The 17,208-nt window shown below is 71.4% G+C and carries 15 protein-coding genes and 1 pseudogene; 4 read left to right on the top strand and 12 right to left on the bottom strand.

Features of this window, described 5'->3' with window-relative positions; translation table 11 throughout:
- Window positions 1-225: 225 nt before the first annotated feature.
- The 3 genes from DCW30_RS30950 to DCW30_RS30940 all read left to right on the top strand — a co-directional run bounded on the left by DCW30_RS30950 (window position 226) and on the right by DCW30_RS30940 (window position 3,100).
- Window positions 226-1,395 carry a hypothetical protein gene (locus tag DCW30_RS30950; RefSeq protein ID WP_076684277.1) on the top strand — a complete coding sequence of 390 codons (1,170 nt, stop codon included), beginning with the start codon at window positions 226-228 and terminating at the stop codon, window positions 1,393-1,395.
- A gap of 110 nt (window positions 1,396-1,505) precedes the next feature.
- Window positions 1,506-1,910 carry a VOC family protein gene (locus DCW30_RS30945; RefSeq protein WP_076684278.1) on the top strand — a complete coding sequence of 135 codons (405 nt, stop codon included), beginning with the start codon at window positions 1,506-1,508 and terminating at the stop codon, window positions 1,908-1,910.
- A gap of 38 nt (window positions 1,911-1,948) precedes the next feature.
- Entirely contained in the window at window positions 1,949-3,100 is a 1,152-nt protein-coding gene (locus tag DCW30_RS30940; RefSeq protein ID WP_076684279.1) for an LOG family protein, read from the top strand.
- A 42-nt stretch (window positions 3,101-3,142) separates the two neighbouring features.
- Here DCW30_RS30940 and DCW30_RS30935 read toward each other — a convergent pair whose 3' ends face one another.
- The 10 genes from DCW30_RS30935 to rpsB all read right to left on the bottom strand — a co-directional run bounded on the left by DCW30_RS30935 (window position 3,143) and on the right by rpsB (window position 14,036).
- A complete protein-coding gene (locus DCW30_RS30935) occupies window positions 3,143-4,000 on the bottom strand; it encodes a maleylpyruvate isomerase family mycothiol-dependent enzyme (RefSeq protein ID WP_079249985.1) in 858 nt (285 codons plus the stop codon).
- A 93-nt stretch (window positions 4,001-4,093) separates the two neighbouring features.
- Window positions 4,094-5,122 carry an ABC transporter ATP-binding protein gene (locus DCW30_RS30930; protein ID WP_076684280.1) on the bottom strand — a complete coding sequence of 343 codons (1,029 nt, stop codon included), beginning with the start codon at window positions 5,120-5,122 and terminating at the stop codon, window positions 4,094-4,096.
- Window positions 5,122-6,831 (bottom strand): ABC transporter permease, encoded by a 1,710-nt coding sequence (locus DCW30_RS30925; RefSeq protein ID WP_076684281.1) that lies wholly within the window; start codon window positions 6,829-6,831, stop codon window positions 5,122-5,124. Before DCW30_RS30925 ends, DCW30_RS30930 begins: the two co-directional genes overlap by 1 nt.
- Window positions 6,807-7,868 (bottom strand): thiamine ABC transporter substrate-binding protein, encoded by a 1,062-nt coding sequence (locus DCW30_RS30920; RefSeq protein WP_076688858.1) that lies wholly within the window; start codon window positions 7,866-7,868, stop codon window positions 6,807-6,809. The genes DCW30_RS30925 and DCW30_RS30920 overlap by 25 nt, the downstream gene beginning before the upstream one ends.
- A 310-nt stretch (window positions 7,869-8,178) precedes the next feature.
- Window positions 8,179-9,285 (bottom strand): dual-specificity RNA methyltransferase RlmN, encoded by a 1,107-nt coding sequence (rlmN, locus tag DCW30_RS30915; protein WP_076684282.1) that lies wholly within the window; start codon window positions 9,283-9,285, stop codon window positions 8,179-8,181.
- A 95-nt stretch (window positions 9,286-9,380) separates the two neighbouring features.
- The gene (locus tag DCW30_RS30910) at window positions 9,381-10,478 is read right to left on the bottom strand and encodes a phosphatidate cytidylyltransferase (RefSeq protein ID WP_076684283.1); all 1,098 of its coding nucleotides are present in this window, start codon (window positions 10,476-10,478) and stop codon (window positions 9,381-9,383) included.
- Between the two features lie 42 nt (window positions 10,479-10,520).
- On the bottom strand, window positions 10,521-11,078 hold the full coding sequence (frr, locus tag DCW30_RS30905) for a ribosome recycling factor (protein WP_062778864.1): 558 nt from the start codon (window positions 11,076-11,078) through the stop codon (window positions 10,521-10,523).
- Window positions 11,079-11,234: 156 nt separating this feature from the next.
- Window positions 11,235-11,999 (bottom strand): UMP kinase, encoded by a 765-nt coding sequence (gene pyrH, locus DCW30_RS30900; protein ID WP_062778866.1) that lies wholly within the window; start codon window positions 11,997-11,999, stop codon window positions 11,235-11,237.
- A gap of 199 nt (window positions 12,000-12,198) precedes the next feature.
- On the bottom strand, window positions 12,199-13,035 hold the full coding sequence (tsf, locus tag DCW30_RS30895) for a translation elongation factor Ts (RefSeq protein WP_062778868.1): 837 nt from the start codon (window positions 13,033-13,035) through the stop codon (window positions 12,199-12,201).
- Window positions 13,036-13,136: 101 nt separating this feature from the next.
- Window positions 13,137-14,036 carry a 30S ribosomal protein S2 gene (rpsB, locus tag DCW30_RS30890; protein ID WP_062778870.1) on the bottom strand — a complete coding sequence of 300 codons (900 nt, stop codon included), beginning with the start codon at window positions 14,034-14,036 and terminating at the stop codon, window positions 13,137-13,139.
- An 833-nt stretch (window positions 14,037-14,869) separates the two neighbouring features.
- On the opposite strand from rpsB, the pseudogene DCW30_RS30885 reads away from it, so the two are divergent.
- Window positions 14,870-15,412: pseudogene (locus DCW30_RS30885) on the top strand (murein hydrolase activator EnvC family protein); the annotation flags it as partial.
- 98 nt (window positions 15,413-15,510) lie between these two features.
- Here DCW30_RS30885 and DCW30_RS30880 read toward each other — a convergent pair.
- The gene (locus DCW30_RS30880; RefSeq protein WP_062783720.1) at window positions 15,511-16,068 is read right to left on the bottom strand and encodes a TetR/AcrR family transcriptional regulator; all 558 of its coding nucleotides are present in this window, start codon (window positions 16,066-16,068) and stop codon (window positions 15,511-15,513) included.
- Window positions 16,069-16,174: 106 nt separating this feature from the next.
- The gene (gene whiG, locus DCW30_RS30875) at window positions 16,175-17,017 is read right to left on the bottom strand and encodes an RNA polymerase sigma factor WhiG (protein WP_076684284.1); all 843 of its coding nucleotides are present in this window, start codon (window positions 17,015-17,017) and stop codon (window positions 16,175-16,177) included.
- Window positions 17,018-17,208: the final 191 nt, after the last annotated feature.

The following is a 17,208-nucleotide window of genomic DNA, read 5'->3' as shown; positions in this document are numbered from 1 at the left end:
CCCCGAGGCCCCCGCAAGCGTCGACGTCACAGTCAGCGCCAGCACCGTCGGCACCGCAGCCCCCACCGGCACCGCTGAAACCTCAAGCACCTCAAGCACCTCAAGCACCCCAACAGCCCCAGCGCCGGTCCAGGCTCAAGCCCAGGCCCACACCCCGGCCCAAGCCGGCAGCGACGCCCCTTCCGTGGGCGCAGGGGCCGTCTCCGGCGTGGAAGGCCGGGCCACGTGCTCGCTCTCCGTCTAGGCCGCCGCGCCCACCCGCTCGTCCAGCTGCGGCGGCTGTTCGTGGCCGGCGCGTCTGCCGGCACCGGCTTCCTGCTGCTCTGCACCCTCGCGTACGCCATGGAGCACCCCGGCGCCGGCGCCTTCGCGCGCCTCGCCTGGTGCGTCGCACCGGTCACGGCGACCGTCTACTTCGCCGTCGCGGTGGCCCGCACCGACCCCGGCACCAAGCCGCGCACGGGCCTCTCGTGGGTCGGGCTCGGCCCCGCCCGGCTGACGGTGCTCGCCGCGATCTCCACGGCCGTGGCCTGCACGCTCGGCTCCATGGTGGCGCTGCTCGTCTTCCTGCACCTGCGCGGCGACCTGTCGGGGCTTCCCTTCGACGGCGCCGCCGCAGGACTGCTCGCCGCCAAGCTGCCGCTGCCGCTCGGCGCCGTCCTGACCCTGCTCACCGTCGTCCCCGTCACCGCCTCGGCCGTGACCGCCGTCGCGCTGCGCCCGCGCCCCGCCAAGGGGAGCGCCACCGAAGAGGACGCACGCGCCGACGGGCCGTCGGACGCCCCCGCCTCGCCGCCCGGCGGCCTGCCGTGGGGCATCGCCGTGCTGGCCGCGGGCCTCGCCGTGGAGACGTACGCGGGCCGTTCACCCGATGGTTCCGGCTTCCGGCTCCCCGGGGGCGCCACGGGCAACCCGGCGGGCGTCCTCGGCGGCTGGGCGCTGACCGCGCTCGGCCTCGCTCTCGCCGGGCCCGGCCTCACCTACCTCTGCGGGCGGCTGCTCCAGGCCGCCAGGCCCGGCGCGGTGCGGTTGCTCGCGGGGCGCGTCCTCCAGGAGGAGGCGCGGCGCATCGGGCGTCCGCTCGGCGTGCTGTGCGCGGTGGCGTCGGGCGCGTACGCCTCGGTGGTCCTGTACGCGGAGCCGCGCACCGGCGTCGGGCCGCTCACGGCGCTCGGCGCGCTGCTCGTCACGGGGTGCGCCGTGCTGACCCTCGCCACGGCGGCCGTCGAGACGAGGCAGTCCCGTACCCGGACCAACGAGACGCTGCTGCGGTTCGGCGCGCCCGCCACGGCGCTGCGGAGTTCCGCGGCGCTGCGCGCGGCTGCGCTCACCGCCCTGTTCGCCCCTCTGACCTGGGCCGTCGCGGAGCTCGCGGCGCTGCCGCTGACCCGCTGAAAAAAATTCGTTCGAAAAGTCCACGCCGGGCGATGAGTTCTGTGTCGAATGGGTGTCTAAGTCTCCGTACAGCACGCACACAGCGCACACACTGACCGGGAGAGACCCTCATGTACCAGCAGATGATCTTCGTGAACCTCGCCGTGAACGACGTCGCCGCGTCGAAGAAGTTCTTCACGGACCTCGGGTACACCATCAACCCGCAGTTCTCCACGGACGACTGCGCGTGCGTCGTCATCAGCGACACCATCATCGCGATGATGCTGAGCAAGCAGCGCTACGCGGACTTCACGCAGAAGGAGATCGCGGACTCCGCGAAGACCAGTGAGACGCTGCTCTGTCTGAGCGCCGAGAGCCGCGAGAAGGTCGACGAGCTCGTGGACAAGGCGATCGCCGCGGGCGGCACGGCGGGCAGGGTCCAGGACTACGGCACGATGTACGGCCGTGCCTACGACGACCTGGACGGGCACACCTGGGAGATCATGTGGATGGACCCCTCCGAGGTGCAGGGCTGACCTCTGTCGCCCCGAGTGGTGCTGCTTAGCATGGGCGGATGCAGCCCTCTTCCGAACACGCATCCGCCACGCGGCGACCCGGCGACGACCGTGAGATCGAGACCCTCGTCGAGTTCGACGAGGTCTGCGGACGCGGGGCGCTCGCCGGGAGCCGCGTCCAGGCCGTGGACCTGACGGAGCGCACCTCCGCGCTCCTCGCCGCGGACGTGACGGGCGCCGTCTTCCTCGGCTGCCCCATGGACGAGGAGGCGGCGGCGAAGGTCCGCGCCTCCGGCGCGCTGGTCTTCCCCCCGGTTCCCGGACTGCCGTTCAATCCGTACCGGGGCCTGCTCTACTCCCCCGACGACCTGTTCGCGGGCCTGGCCGACGGCGGTTACGAGGCGACTCCGGACGCCCACGCCTACGAGTGGTTCCAGCGCACCAAGGCCGACGGGGACGTCCTGTCGTCGATGCTCCGCGCCATACACGACGACTCCATCTCCGATGCCCTGGACGAACTGCTCGACGGGGCGCGCGTGGTGGGCGTCATGGGCGGCCACACGATGAAGCGCGGCACGGACGCCTACGCGGGCGCGGCACGGCTCGGCCGCTCGCTGGCCCGCGCGGGGTTCACGGTGGCGACGGGCGGCGGCCCCGGCGCGATGGAGGCGGCGAACCTCGGCGCGTATGCGGCCGTCTTCGACGACGCCATGCTGGACGAGGCCCTCGAACTCCTCTCCGGGGCGCCGTCGTTCACGCCGTCGGTGACCGAGTGGGCACGCGCGGCCTACGCGGTCCGCGAACTCCGGCCCTCCGGCGGCATGTCGGTCGGCATCCCCACCTGGTTCTACGGCCACGAGCCGCCGAACGCCTTCGCCTCCCACCTCGGCAAGTACTTCGCCAACGCCACCCGCGAGGACGGGCTCCTCGCCCGATCGAACGCGGGCGTCGTCTTCCTGCCCGGCGCGGCGGGCACGGTGCAGGAGGTCTTCGACAACGCCACCCCGAACTACTACGAGTCGCGCGGTGAGCCCACCCCGATGGTCCTGGTCGACCGGGCGCACTGGACGGACCACCTCCCGGTCTGGCCGCTGCTGCGGTCGCTGGCCCGGGAGCGGCCGATGGAGTCCCGTATCGCGCTGGTCGACACGGTGGAGGAGGCGCCGGACGCGCTCGCCGCGCTGCTCGCCGGCCACGCCGGGCCCGCGTAGGGCCCGCCGTGGCGGACGGGCCCCGTGGCGTCGGGCGGGTGCTCAGCCGAACGTCGCGCGCTCCAGCCAGAAGTCGAGCAGCTCGCGGTCCCCGACGACCTCGACCTGTCCGCCGTCCACCGGCCGCCGCCGGTAGAAGGCGAGCAGCACCTCGGTGAGCGGCCCGCGGAGCGCGACGGCGGCCTTGGCGTGGCCGCGGCGCCAGGTGAAGCCGTCGTCGCCGAACTCGATGAGCCACTCGGCGTCGAGGCCCTCGGGGGCGTCGGTCGCGTGCAGATGGATGGAGCCGCGCCCGGCGCCCTTGAGTTCGGCCGCGCTGTCGTCGGGGACGTGGCGCTGGACGAACCGCACGATGTCCAGCCACTCGTCGATCGCGTCGGCGGCCACGTCCGGCGCCACCTCGTAGGCGACGCCCACGGCGATCGCGGCGTCCGAGCGGTGGATCGCCAGCTCGTGCGTCATGCGCCGCGCCCAGAACCCGGCGGTGTGGTCGTCGGTCCACGACCACGCGGAGGCGTCGGCGCCCGCGTCGCGGAACGTCTTCGTGCCGAGCGCGGCGGTCTCGGCCAGCCAGGCGTCGAGCGCGGCCGGGTCGTCGCCGTCGGGCCCGCCGGCCGCCGGCACGTCCTGCGGGGGGATGTTCTCCTCGGCACGGGTGGTGACCAGCCGCTCGCTCCAGCGCACCGCGCCGCCCGAGTGCCGCGCGAGCTGCGCGAGCGTCCAGTCGGGGCAGGTCGGCACGGTGGCGGAGAGATCGGCGCCGTTCAGCGTGGCCCTCAACAGGTCCATCTGGTGGGTGACTTCGTCGCAGTAGCGGTCGTGGCTCAGCAGCGTCGGCGGCTTCGGGGACGTCGCAGGCGTCGCGGACGTCGAGGTCGTCGGGGTCGTCGAGGTCGTCATGGCTCGAACTTTAGAGCGAGCCATGATCGGCGGCATCCAGGTTTTCGGCGGAGCTCACCGGAGCCGCCGCCTCCGCTCCGCTGGTCCTGGCACTCACCCCAGGACGACGACGTCCCCCGCGTCGAACGCGACCTCCACCCGCTCCCCCACCTCCGGCGCCTCCCGCAGCGTGCACGCCGCCTCCAGGCGCGGCCCCTCCTTCGGCTGGAGGTGGACGGCGACATGGGTGCCGCGGAAAGTCCGTGCCGTCACCTCGCACGGCAGCCCCTCGTCGGCGGCCACGAGCCGCACGCCGGCCGGGCGCACGAGGATGCGGCACCGTCCGGCGGGAGTGCCCTCGGGGACGGGGACCCTGCCCCACGCCGTCTCGGCCGCCCCGCCGGATACCGTCGCCTCGGTGACGTTGTCGAAGCCGAGGAAGCGGGCCACGAACTCGTCGGCCGGGTGCTGCCACACCTCGAGCGGCGTGCCGGACTGGGCGATCCGCCCGTCCCGCATGACGACCACGCGGTCGGCCAGCGCGAAGGCCTCGCCCTGGTCGTGCGTGACGGCGAGCACCGTCGTGCCCAACTCGTCGAAGAGCTCCCGCAACTCCACGACCAGGCGCTCCCGCAGCGAGCGGTCCAACTGGCCAAGGGGCTCGTCGAGCATGAGGAGCCGGGGCCGCGGCGCGAGGGCGCGGGCCAGCGCGACCCGCTGCTGTTCGCCGCCGGACAGCGAGGCGACCGCGCGCCGCTGCGCCTTGGGCAGCCCGACGAGCTCCAGCAGTTCGGCGACCCGGTCGGCCTGTTCGCCCCGCGACGCGCCGCGCATCCGGAGCCCGAAGGCGACATTGCCCGCCACGTCGCGCTGTGGGAAGAGCTGGTGGTCCTGGAACATCAGGCCGACGCCCCGCTTGTGCGCGGGCACCCCGCGCTGGTCGCGTCCGTCCAGCTCGATCCGCCCCGCGTCGAGCCCCTGGAGCCCGGCGACCGCCCGCAGCAGCGTCGACTTGCCGCTGCCGCTGGGTCCGAGCACGCACACGATCTCGTGTTCGGCGACCGCCAGGTCGACGGCGTCGAGCGCGGCCCGCGCCCCGAAGCGGACCGTCGCCTCCCGCAGGCTCAGCAGGTCCGTCGTCATCAGAACTCTCCCGTGGTGCGGTCGGCCCGAAGGCGTTCGAGAAGCAGCAGGGACACCGCGCACACCACCATGAGGATCGTGGAGAGAGCCATCGCCTGCCCGTAGTTGAGGTCACCGGCCCGGCCGAGCAGCCGGGCCACGGCGACGGGCAGCGTCGGGTTGTCGGGCCGCGCGATGAACACCGTCGCCCCGAACTCCCCGAGCGACACCGCGAAGGCGAACCCCGCGGCGATCAGCAGCGCGCGCCGCACCATGGGCAGGTCGACCTCCCGCCACACCCGCAGCGGAGAGGCGCCGAGCACGGCCGCCGCCTCGCGCAGCCGTCCGTCCACCGCCCGCAGGACGGGCAGCATGGTCCGTACGACGAACGGCACGCCGACCAGGGCCTGGGCGAGCGGCACCAGCATCCAGGTGGCCCGCAGGTCGAGCGGCGGCTCGTCGAGCGTGATCAGGAACCCGAAGCCGACGGTCACCGCCGAGACACCGAGCGGCAGCATGAGCAGCGCGTCGAACCCGCGTACGAGACGACCGGCGCGCCGGGTGAGCGCGGCGGCGGCGAGCCCGCCGATGACCACGGCGATGACGGTGGCCACGAGCGCGTACCGCAGCGAGTTCCCGATCGCCTCGATCGGCGGCACGAGGAAGGCGCCGCCGTCCGCCGAGGTCAGCTCGCGGTAGTAGGCGAGCCCGACGCCGTCGGGCCCGGCGAGGGAGCGCTGGACCAGCACCCCGAGCGGCAGCAGGATCAGCACCGCGACCGTGGCCATGACCAGGCCGAGCAGGGTCCACTGGCCCGCCCCGCGCGGGCGGCGCGCGACCCCGACGGCGTCCACGAGCTTCAGCGCGCTCTCGCGCCGCCGCACCGTCCACGCGTGGACGGCCAGGATCAGCCCCACCGCCGCGAACTGCACGAGGGTCAGGACGGCGGCCGTGGGGAGATCGAGCAGTTGTGCGGTCTGCCGGTAGATCTCCACTTCCAGCGTCGAGTACGCGGGCCCGCCGAGGATCTGCACGACGCCGAAGGAGGTGAAGGTGAAGAGGAAGACCATCAGCGCCGCCGCCGCGACGGCGGGCCCGAGCGCGGGCAGCGTCACCGTCCGCCAGGCGGTCAGGCGCGAGGCGCCGAGCATCCGCGCGGCCTCCTCCTGCCGCGGGTCGAGCTGCGACCAGAGCCCGCCGACCGTGCGGACGACGACCGCGTAGTTGAAGAAGACGTGCGCGAGGAGGATCGCCCACACGGTGGTGTCCAGGCGCACGCCCCACAGCTCGTCGAAGAGCCCGCCCCGCCCGATCAGCGCGAGGAACGCCGTCCCGACGACCACCGTGGGCAGCACGAACGGCACGGTGACCACGGCCCGCAGCACCTGCTTGCCGGGGAAGTCGAGGCGCGCGAACACATACGCGCCGGGGAGCGCGATCAGCAGCGTGAGCGCGGTCGACGCGAGCGCCTGCCAGGTGGTGAACCACAGCACGTGCCGGATGTCGGACTGCCCCAGCACCTCCGTGATCCGCCCGAACCGCCAGACGCCGTCGACGTGCAGCCCGCGCGCGACGATCGCGGTGACCGGGTAGGCGAAGAACACCGCGAAGAACGCGACGGGCAGGGCCATCAGGCCGAGCCGCGCCGCACTCCCCCTGCGCGACCGCGTGCGGGAGCGGGGCGCGACCGCCTCCGCGCTCTTGTCTACTTCAGTACGAGCGAGGTCCACGACTTGATCCACGGCTCGCGGTTGTCGGCGATCTTCTTCGGGTCCATGGTCTGCGGCTCGTCGACCGTCACACCGTGCTCCGTGAACAGCTCGGGCAGCTTCGTGCCCTTGACCACCGGATTCACGAACATTTGCAACGGCATGTCCGCCTGGAACTCCTTGCCCACGAGGAAGTCCAGGAGCGCCTTGCCGCCCTTGGTGTTGCCCGCGTTGCCGAGCAGGCCCGCGTACTCGACCTGGCGGAAGCACGTGCCGGTGGCGACGCCGGTCGGCGCCTCCTCGGGCTGCGGCTCGGCATAGAGCACCTCGACGGGCGGGGAGGAGGCGTAGGAGACGACGAGCGGCCGGTCGCCCTTGGCCTTCTTGCCGCCGGCGGACCCGGAGAACTCCTCGTTGTAGGCCTGCTCCCAGCCGTCGACGACCTTGACGCCGTTGGCCTTGAGCTTCTTCCAGTAGCCCGCCCAGCCCTGGTCGCCGTACTTCGCGGCGGTGCCGAGCAGGAAGCCGAGGCCGGGCGAGGACGTCGAGGCGTTCTCGGTGACCAGGAGGTCCTTGTAGGCGGGCTTGACCAGGTCGTCGAAGGACTTCGGCGGCGCCAGCTTCTTGTCGGCGAAGTACTTCTTGTCGTAGTTGACGCAGATGTCACCGCTGTCGACGGGCGTCACCCGGTGCTTGCCCCCGTCGACCCGGTAGCGCGCGTCGATGCCGTCGGCGCCCTTGACCTCGTACGGCTGGAAGAGGCCGTTGTCGAGCGCCCGGGACAGGAGGGTGTTGTCGACGCCGAAGAAGACGTCGCCCTGGGGGTTGTCCTTGGAGAGGATCGCCTTGTTCACGGCGGCGCCCGCGTCACCGTCCTTGAGGATGGTGACCTGATAGCCGGAGCGCTTCTCGAAGTCCTTCAGCACGTCCTTGGAGACGTTGAAGGAGTCATGCGTGACGAGCGTGACCTTCTTGGCGTCGGCCTTGTCCGAGCCGCCGCCGGAGCCGCACGCGGAGAGCGCGCAGACCCCGAGACCCACCGCGACGGCGGCGGCCACGACGTTCCTGCCTCGGTTCCTGCCGCTCTTGCCGCTCTGGCGGCTCCTGCTGGTGGTGCGGGTGGTGCGGGTGGTGCTCACGGAAAAGTCCTCCTGGGTGTCCAGGAAGAGACGCGGCCCTGCCCACGGGCCGGTGGCACGCGGGCAGGGCGCTACAGCTTGAGTAATGCCCGAACTTCCTACCCAGAATGACCTGGGCGAGGTTCAGAGGGTCTGCGGCCCACCTGTCCAAGGTGCCGCACTCTCAGCGCTGTGGCGCTCCCCTGTCGGAATATGCAGATGTGCGTACGAAACCCGTACGACCGCCAGACTACCGCTCGGCGGCGGCGAGCTGACCGCACGCCCCGTCGATCTCCTGGCCACGGGTGTCGCGGATCGTCACCGGCACACCATGGGCGGCGATGGCCTCCACGAACGCCTTCTCGTCCTCGGGCCGCGAGGCCGTCCACTTGGAGCCCGGCGTCGGGTTCAGCGGGATGAGGTTCACGTGCACCGGCTTGCCCCGGAGCAGCCGGCCGAGACGGTCACCGCGCCACGCCTGGTCGTTGATGTCGCGGATGAGCGCGTACTCGATGGAGAGGCGGCGGCCCGACTTGGCGGCGTACTCCCAGCCCGCGTCGAGCACCTCGCGCACCTGCCAGCGCGTGTTGACCGGCACGAGGGTGTCGCGCAGCTCGTCGTCCGGGGCGTGCAGCGAGATGGCGAGGCGGCACTTGAAGCCCTCGTCGGAGAACCGGTGGATCGCGGGCACGAGGCCGACCGTCGAAACCGTGATGCCGCGCTGCGACAGACCGAGGCCGTCCGGCTCGGGGTCGGTGAGGCGGCGGATGGCGCCGGTCACGCGGTTGTAGTTGGCCAGCGGCTCGCCCATGCCCATGAAGACGATGTTGGAGAGCCGCGCGGGGCCGCCGGGGATCTCGCCGTCCCGCAGCGCGCGCATGCCGTCCACGATCTGGTGCACGATCTCGCCCGTCGACAGGTTCCGGTCGAGACCGGCCTGTCCGGTGGCGCAGAACGGGCAGTTCATGCCGCATCCGGCCTGGGAGCTGATGCACATGGTCACCCGGTCCGGGTAGCGCATGAGCACCGACTCCACGAGCGTCCCGTCGAAGAGCCGCCAGAGCGTCTTGCGGGTGGTGTCGTCGTCACAGCTGATGTGCCGCACCACGGACATCAGGTCGGGCAGCAGCGCTTCCCGGAGCTTCTCGCGCGCACCGGCCGGGATGTCGGTCCACTCCGCGGGGTCGTGGGCGTACCGCGCGAAGTAGTGCTGCGAGAGCTGCTTGGCGCGGAACGGCTTCTCGCCGGTGGCGGCGACGGCTTCCTTGCGCTCGGCGGGCGTGAGGTCGGCGATGTGCCGCGGCGGCTTCTTGGCACCGCGGGGCGCGACGAAAGTGAGTTCTCCGGGCTTAGGCATGGTCCTTCCAGTGTCGCAGACATACGAGGAGGGGCCCGCCGCCCTGTGGACAACGGACCCCTTCGTACGTTTACGCAGGTCAAACGGTTACGAGATCAGCCCGACCCCACGAAGACCACCAGCAGCAGCCAGACCACCGGCGCCGTCGGGAGGAGCGAGTCCAGGCGGTCCATGATGCCGCCGTGGCCCGGGAGCAGCGTGCCCATGTCCTTGATCCCGAGATCCCGCTTGATCATCGACTCGCCGAGGTCGCCCAGCGTGGCGCTCGCCGCGACCGCGAGGCCGATCAGCAGTCCCTGCCACCACGCCCCGTCGTCGATCAGGAACTCCATGCACAGCGCGCCCGCGGCCATCGCGAACGTGACCGCGCCGACCAGGCCCTCGCGGGTCTTGCCGGGGCTGATGCGGGGCGCGAGCTTGTGCTTGCCGAAGCGCCAGCCGATCGCGTACGCCCCGGTGTCGCTGACCACGGTCAGGAGCAGGAACGTGAGCACCCGCCGCGGGCCGTCGTCCGCGGTGAGCATCAGCGCCACGAACGTCGCGAGGAAGGGGACGTAGAACGCGGCGAACACGCCCGCCGTGACGTCCTTCAGATAGCCCTCGGGGGGCTCGGTCATGCGCCAGACGAGCACCGCGAGCGCGGTGAGCGACATCGCCACCCACGCGCCCTCGGTGCCGCGGACGTATCCGGCGACGACCATCGCCGCGCCGCCCACCGCGAGCGGCACCAGCGGCGCCTTGATGCCCTTGCGCTCCTGGAGCCGCGAGGTGAGCTCCCAGAGGCCGACGACGACGGCGACCACTATGACGCCGATGAAGACGGCCTTCACGATGAACAGCGACGCGACGATCACCGCGCCGAGCCCCACACCGACTCCTATGGCCGCCCCGAGGTCGCGGCCCGCGCTCTTCTTCTGCGGAGGCTGCGGAGCTGCCGGGACGGGCTGTGGTGCGCTGGGCATGGGCTCCTGCGGAGGCTCGTGACGGAACGGGGGGCCGCTCGTCCGAGTGGCCCCCCGGTCGTCCTGGTCTGAGCCGCTCACGGGAACGTCAGGCACGATGGGCATGGGCCGCGTCTCGGACGGAAGCAGCGCGTCCTGCGCATCGTACGCGGGACCTGCCGGAGGCGCGCCCTGGCCGGGCGTCCCCCAGTACCCGGTTCTGGGCGGCGCCCCCCAGGAGGAGTCGTTCACGGATCGGTTTCCTAGTTTTTCGGGCTTCCTCGGACCAGAGCCTCAGACCTCGAGCAGCTCGGCTTCCTTGTGCTTGAGCAGCTCGTCCACCTGAGCGACGTACTTCGCGGTGGTGTCGTCGAGCTCCTTCTCCGCGCGACGGCCCTCGTCCTCGCCGATGTCGCCGTCCTTGACCGCCTTGTCGATGGCGTCCTTGGCCTTGCGGCGGACCGAGCGGATCGACACCTTCGAGTCCTCGGCCTTGCCCTTGGCGACCTTGATGTAGTCCCGGCGGCGCTCCTCGGTGAGCTCGGGGAAGGTCACCCGGATGATGCTGCCGTCGTTGCTCGGGTTGACCCCGAGGTCGGAGTCGCGGATCGCCTGCTCGATGTTGCGCAGCGCGCTCTTGTCGAACGGGGTCACCACGGCCATCCGCGGCTCGGGAACCGAGAACGAGGCCAGCTGGTTGATCGGCGTCAGCGCGCCGTAGTAGTCGGCCACGATCTTGTTGAACATCGCCGGGTGCGCACGGCCGGTGCGGATCGCGGCGAAGTCCTCCTTGGCGACCACGACAGCCTTCTCCATCTTCTCCTCGGCCTCGAGGAGGGTCTCTTCGATCACCACTTGCTCCTGCGTGTCTTGAGTAGGCCCGGCCGGCACGGGGCGGCCGGCTGCGTCGCGTGTCTTTCCTGCACGGTGTCCGACCGGCAGGGCTTTGTCCATCCCCTCAAGGGGCGTCTGCGTGACGTTCCTTGAGGCTGGTCCAGGTCCCTGGGGTCAGGCTCGGCTTTCCTGATCGCCCACGAGTGTGCCGATCTTCTCACCCTTGACGGCCCGGGCGATATTGCCCGCGGAGAGCAGCTCGAAGACCAGGATGGGCAGCTTGTTGTCCCGGCACAGCGTGATCGCGGTCATGTCGGCGACCTTGAGGTCGCGGGTGATGACCTCGCCGTAGCCGAGCGCGTCGAACTTCACCGCGTCGGGGTTGGACTTCGGGTCGGAGTCGTAGACGCCGTCCACGCCGTTCTTGCCCATGAGCAGCGCCTCGGCGTCGATCTCCAGGGCGCGCTGGGCGGCGGTGGTGTCGGTGGAGAAGTACGGCATGCCCATGCCCGCGCCGAAGATGACCACGCGGCCCTTCTCCAGGTGGCGCACGGCGCGCAGCGGGATGTACGGCTCCGCGACCTGCCCCATGGTGATGGCGGTCTGGACGCGGCAGTCGATGCCCTCCTTCTCCAGGAAGTCCTGGAGGGCGAGGCAGTTCATGACCGTGCCGAGCATGCCCATGTAGTCGGAGCGGGCGCGGTCCATGCCGCGCTGCTGCAGTTCGGCGCCGCGGAAGAAGTTGCCGCCGCCGATGACGACGGCGATCTGGGCGCCGTCGCGGACCACGGCCGCGATCTCCCGGGCGATGGCGTGCACCACGTCGGGGTCGACCCCGAGGCCGCCACCACCGGCGAACGCCTCACCGGAGAGCTTCAGCAGAAAGCGTCCGGCTACTTTGCCGTCGTCGTCACTCTTGGAGTCGGCCTTGGTGGTCATGGTGATCTCGCTTCTCTTACTTGACACACATGCGAAGAAGGCCACTGCCGGCGGGGTGTCGTTCGCATCCCATGCTCGGCAGCGGCCTCCTCGTCAGATCCTGCGGTCGTACATCGCGTACGGGTTCCCTCTGCGGGGCTCCCCACGCGGGCGACCGCTGTCGACCCTATAGGGGTCTACCGTCGATCGCGGTACGGACTCAGATGCCGACCTTGATGCGCGAGAAGCGCTTCAGGGTGACACCGGCCTCGGCGAGAACCTTCTCGACCGACTTCTTGTTGTCCAGCGCGTACGGCTGGCCGAGGAGGGTGGCCTCCTTGAAGAAGCCGTTGACGCGACCCTCGACGATCTTCGGGAGGGCGGCCTCGGGCTTGCCCTCGGCGCGGGTGGTCTCCTCGGCGACGCGACGCTCGGTCTCGACGACCTCGGCCGGGACGTCCTCCTTGGAGAGGTACTTCGGCGCGAAGGCGGCGATGTGCTGCGCGACACCCTTGGCGACGTCGGCGTCGGCCTTGTCCAGCTCGACGAGGACACCGATCTGCGGGGGCAGGTCGGGCATCGTGCGGTGCATGTACGCGGTGACGTAGGAGCCCGAGAACTGCGCGAAGCGGTCCAGGACGATCTTCTCGCCGAGGTTGGCGTTGGCCTCGTCGACGTACGCCTGGACGGTCTTGCCGGCCTCGATCTCGGACGCGAGCAGCGCCTCGAGGTCGGCCGGGGACGTCTTGGCGATGTGGGCGGCGAGGTTGTTCGCCACGGCCTGGAACTTCTCGCCCTTGGCGACGAAGTCCGTCTCGCACTTCAGCTCGACGATGACACCGGAGGTGTTGTCGTCGGCGATGAGGGAGACCACGGCGCCGTTCTCGGCGGAGCGGCCCTCGCGCTTGGCGACGCCCTTCTGGCCCTTGATGCGGAGCGCCTCGACGGCCTTGTCGACGTTGCCCTCGGCCTCGTCGAGCGCCTTCTTGCAGTCCATCATGCCGGCGCCGGTGAGCTCGCGGAGCTTCTTGACGTCAGCGGCGGTGTAGTTCGCCATGATCGAAATTTCTCTCTCGGAGTCTGAAAGATCTACGAAGGTGTACGGGTGAACGGCGGGGGCCGATCGGGCCCCCGCCGTCAACTACCGAACCTGTGAGGTCAGGCCTGCTCGGCGTCCGCGGCCGGGGCCTCGGCGGCCGGGGCCTCGGCGGCGGGCGCCTCGGCGGCGTCCTCGGCCGGCTTCTCCTCGGCCTTGGGGGCCTCGGCGTCGTCGGCCTTCTTCTCGCCCTCGAGCAGGTCGCGCTCCCACTCGGCGAGCGGCTCGCCGGCGGCCTTCTCGCCCGGCTTCGAGTCGCCGGTGGCGACGCCGGAACGGGCGATGAGGCCCTCGGCGACGGCGTCGGCGATCACGCGGGTGAGCAGGGTGACGGAACGGATCGCGTCATCGTTGCCGGGGATCTTGTAGTCGACCTCGTCGGGGTCGCAGTTGGTGTCGAGGATGGCGACGACCGGGATGTTGAGCTTCCGGGCCTCGCCGACCGCGATGTGCTCCTTCTTGGTGTCCACGATCCAGACGGCGCTGGGCACCTTCTGCATCTCGCGGATACCACCGAGGGTCTTCTCCAGCTTGGCCTTCTCGCGCGAGAGCACGAGAAGCTCCTTCTTGGTGAGACCGGAGGCGGCGACGTCCTCGAAGTCGATCTGCTCGAGCTCCTTGAGGCGCTGCAGACGCTTGTAGACGGTCGAGAAGTTGGTGAGCATGCCGCCCAGCCAGCGCTGGTTGACGTAGGGCATGCCGACGCGGGTGGCCTGCTCCGCGATGGCCTCCTGCGCCTGCTTCTTCGTGCCGACGAACATGACCGTGCCGCCGTGGGCGACGGTCTCCTTGACGAACTCGTAGGCGCGGTCGATGTACGACAGCGACTGGAGCAGGTCGATGATGTAGATGCCGTTGCGCTCGGTGAAGATGAAGCGCTTCATCTTCGGGTTCCAGCGACGGGTCTGGTGACCGAAGTGGACGCCGCTTTCCAGCAGCTCCCGCATCGTGACGACGGCCATGGCCGTTCTCCTTGAGATTCTCGGTTGTGCCGCGTGTGCCGGACGGCACTCGCGCCTGACGCCCGCTGTGCGCCTTGCCGCTAGGGACCGAGGGGCGCTGACACCGGCCGCTGACGGCTCGGTGTCGGGGCGTGCGAAGTCGACCCGGTGACCCGGATCGCCACAAGAAGTGTACGGGACCCACGGGGCCCCGGATGACGCCACTGGGTTGACCAGGCTGGCGGGGGGTGGGGGGAGGCCCCGGGGAGGGATGGTGGGAGGCCGAGGGGCGGCCCCGGGGGCTGGCTTCACGTCTGGCGGTCGGGTCAGGGGGCGGTGGACTTGGCGGGGCGGTGAGCCGGGCGGCGCCCCCCGGGGGGCTGGCCTCGTGTCTGGCGGTCGGGCCAGGGGGCGGTGGGCTTGGCGGGGCGGTGAGCTTGGCGGGGCGGTGAGCCGGGCGGCCCTGCGATCGGGAGCGACGGCCGTGCGGCCCTGCGGTCGGACCGGGCCAGGCGGGGCGGCGGGTCGGGCGGCTCCGCAGTCGAGCGGCCCTGCGGCCAGGGGGCCCTGGAGCCCTGCGGTCGGGTGAGCCAGGCGGGGGCGGTGAGCGAGGCGGGCGGTCGAGAGGCCCGGGGGCGGGTGGCCCGCGGTCAGGAGGCCCGGCGGCAGGAAAGCCCGGCGGCAGGAAAGCCCGGCGGCCGGGAGGCCCGGCGGCAGGGTGAGCCGGTGGTGGGCGTCCACCGGAGGTTCGTCGTCGTCTCCGGACGGGTGACGAAGTTATGCACAACGAGCCGGTCATCCACCGATCCGGACCATGATCCCTGCGGAACGCCGAAGCGCGGGACGGTTCCCCCATGCGCCTGGAACTGCTGCTGACCGCACTGGCCGCCCTGCTGGCGACGACCTGGAACCCGCCCGCCCCCGCTCCCGTCTCCTCCCCACCGCCACCGCCACCCCCACGCATGGCCACGGCCTGGCCTGTCGGCACCCACCCCGCGGTCCTGCGCGCCTGGGACCCCCCGGCGACGGGATACGGCGCGGGCCACCGCGGAGTCGACCTCGCCGCGCTCCCGGGCAGCCCGGTGCGGGCGGTTGCTCCCGGCCGGGTCTCCTTCGCGGGGCAGGTCGCGGGCCGAGGGGTGATCTCCGTGGAACTGGACGGCACAGGCGACCCCCCGCTGCGCACGACGTACGAACCGGTGCGGCCGGCACTGAAGAAGGGCGCCAAGGTCACCGCGGGCCAGCAGATCGGCACCCTCGCATCCCCTACGGGCCACTGCCCCGCGAGCTGCCTCCACTGGGGCCTCCGCAGAGCCGAGGTCTACCTCGACCCACTGACCCTGCTGCCGCCCTGGCTCCTCAACCGCGGCCCGTCACGACTCCTGCCGATCAAGGGGGCGGCGCTGACGAGCACCACGCGCCGCCGAGCCGGGAGCCCCGCCAAGCCACAGTCGCCGCAGAACCTCGGCCCCAGGGCCTCGGTCGCCGCGAAGCCTCAGCCCCGCACACCCCGCAGGGCCATGGAGACCGCCGCTTCGGTGATGGCGGCGGGGTCCTCCGCCGCGCCGAGCTCGATCCGCCGCACCGCCGCGTCCACCACGCCCTGGAGCAGCATCGCGGCCAGCCGCGGCTGCTCGTGCCCGAGGCTTTCGAGCGCCTCGACGATCATCGCGACGAGCCCGCCGTGCGCGGCCCGGATCTTCTCCCTGGCCCCGGCGTCGAGCTCGCTCGCGGAGATGGCCACGACCGCCCGGTGGCGCCGGTCGCCCACCAGGGCGAGCTGCTGCCTGACGTACGCCTCGACCTTGCCCTCGGCGGAGTCCGCGCCCTGCATCGCCGCCGAGACCTCGGCCGCCCAGACGGGGAAGTCGACCTCGCAGAGTTCTTCGACCACGGCTGCCCGCGACCGGAAGTACTCGTACACGGACGATCGGGCGAGCCCGGTGCGCTCGGCGAGAGCGGGGAAGGTCAACGCCTCCGTACCGCCCTCGGACAGCAGGGACCGCGCGGCGTCCAGCAGGGCCCCGCGCTGCATCGACCGGTGCTCGGCCACTGAGGCCGCTCGAATCCTTGGCACGGCTCCACCTTACGGACGGGACGCCCCGCATGGGAGCCGCCTCCCCCGGCCGGACGCCTAGGGCAGGACCGATTCAGCGCGCTCAGCGCCCAAAACTCGCCAGCTTCGCCCGCAGCTGCAGCACCGACTTCGTGTGGATCTGGCTGACCCGGCTCTCGGTCACCCCAAGGACGTTGCCGATCTCGGCGAGCGTGAGTCCCTCGTAGTAATAGAGCGTCACGACGGTCTTCTCACGCTCCGGCAGCGTGTTGATCGCCCGAGCGAGAAGCCGGCGCAGCTCCCGGTCCTCGGCCACCTCGACGGGGTTGTCGGCCGCGTGGTCCTCAAGCGTGTCCATCAGGCTGAGGCGGTCGCCGCCGTCACCGCCGACGTGCAGCAGCTCCTCCAGCGCCACCACGTTCGCCAGCGACAACTGACTGAAAATCGCGTGCAGTTCCTCCACGGCGATGCTCATCTCGGCGGCCACCTCGCTCTCCGACGGGGTCCGCCGGAGCTGCGCTTCCAGCGTGGCGTAGGCGCGCTCGACGTTGCGGGCCTTCTGCCGCACGGACCGCGGGATCCAGTCGAGCGCCCGCAGCTCGTCGATCATCGCGCCGCGGATACGCGTGATCGCGTACGTCTCGAACTTGATCGACCGCTCGATGTCGAACTTCTCGATCGCGTCGATCAGCCCGAACACCCCGGACGAGACGAAGTCGGCCTGCTCCACATTGGGCGGCAGCCCCACGCTGACCCGGCCCGCGACGTACTTGACCAGCGGCGAATAGTGCAGGATCAGCTGCTCCCGCAATCGCCCGTCGCCCGTCTCCTTGTACGAGCGCCACAACTCGTCCAGCGACGAGGGGGCGGGGGGCCGCTCCTGCTCGCCGCTACGGGCGGCGGGCGGAACCGCTGCCCGGTCGGACCCTGAGATGTGCTGGGGCATTCTTCGCCTTGAGCCGTTCTGCCGTGAACCGGTGAGGTCGCGTCGGTCGGTCTGTTCGCGCGGAGCGGTGACATCGCCGGTGCCGCTCGCGCCACTGCGGTGGGAAGTGTCCGTGAAGTGAATGAGGTTGTCCGTCTGGTTGCCTGTCCGCGTCGGAATGCTCGTGAGCGTAGCGTGACTGAAGCGTCGCA

Origin of the sequence: Streptomyces alfalfae (genome assembly GCF_004127445.1) — a bacterium.
Classification (GTDB): domain Bacteria; phylum Actinomycetota; class Actinomycetes; order Streptomycetales; family Streptomycetaceae; genus Streptomyces; species Streptomyces alfalfae.
Note: the sequence above shows the minus strand (reverse complement) of the source record. Positions and strands in the feature narration are given on the sequence as shown.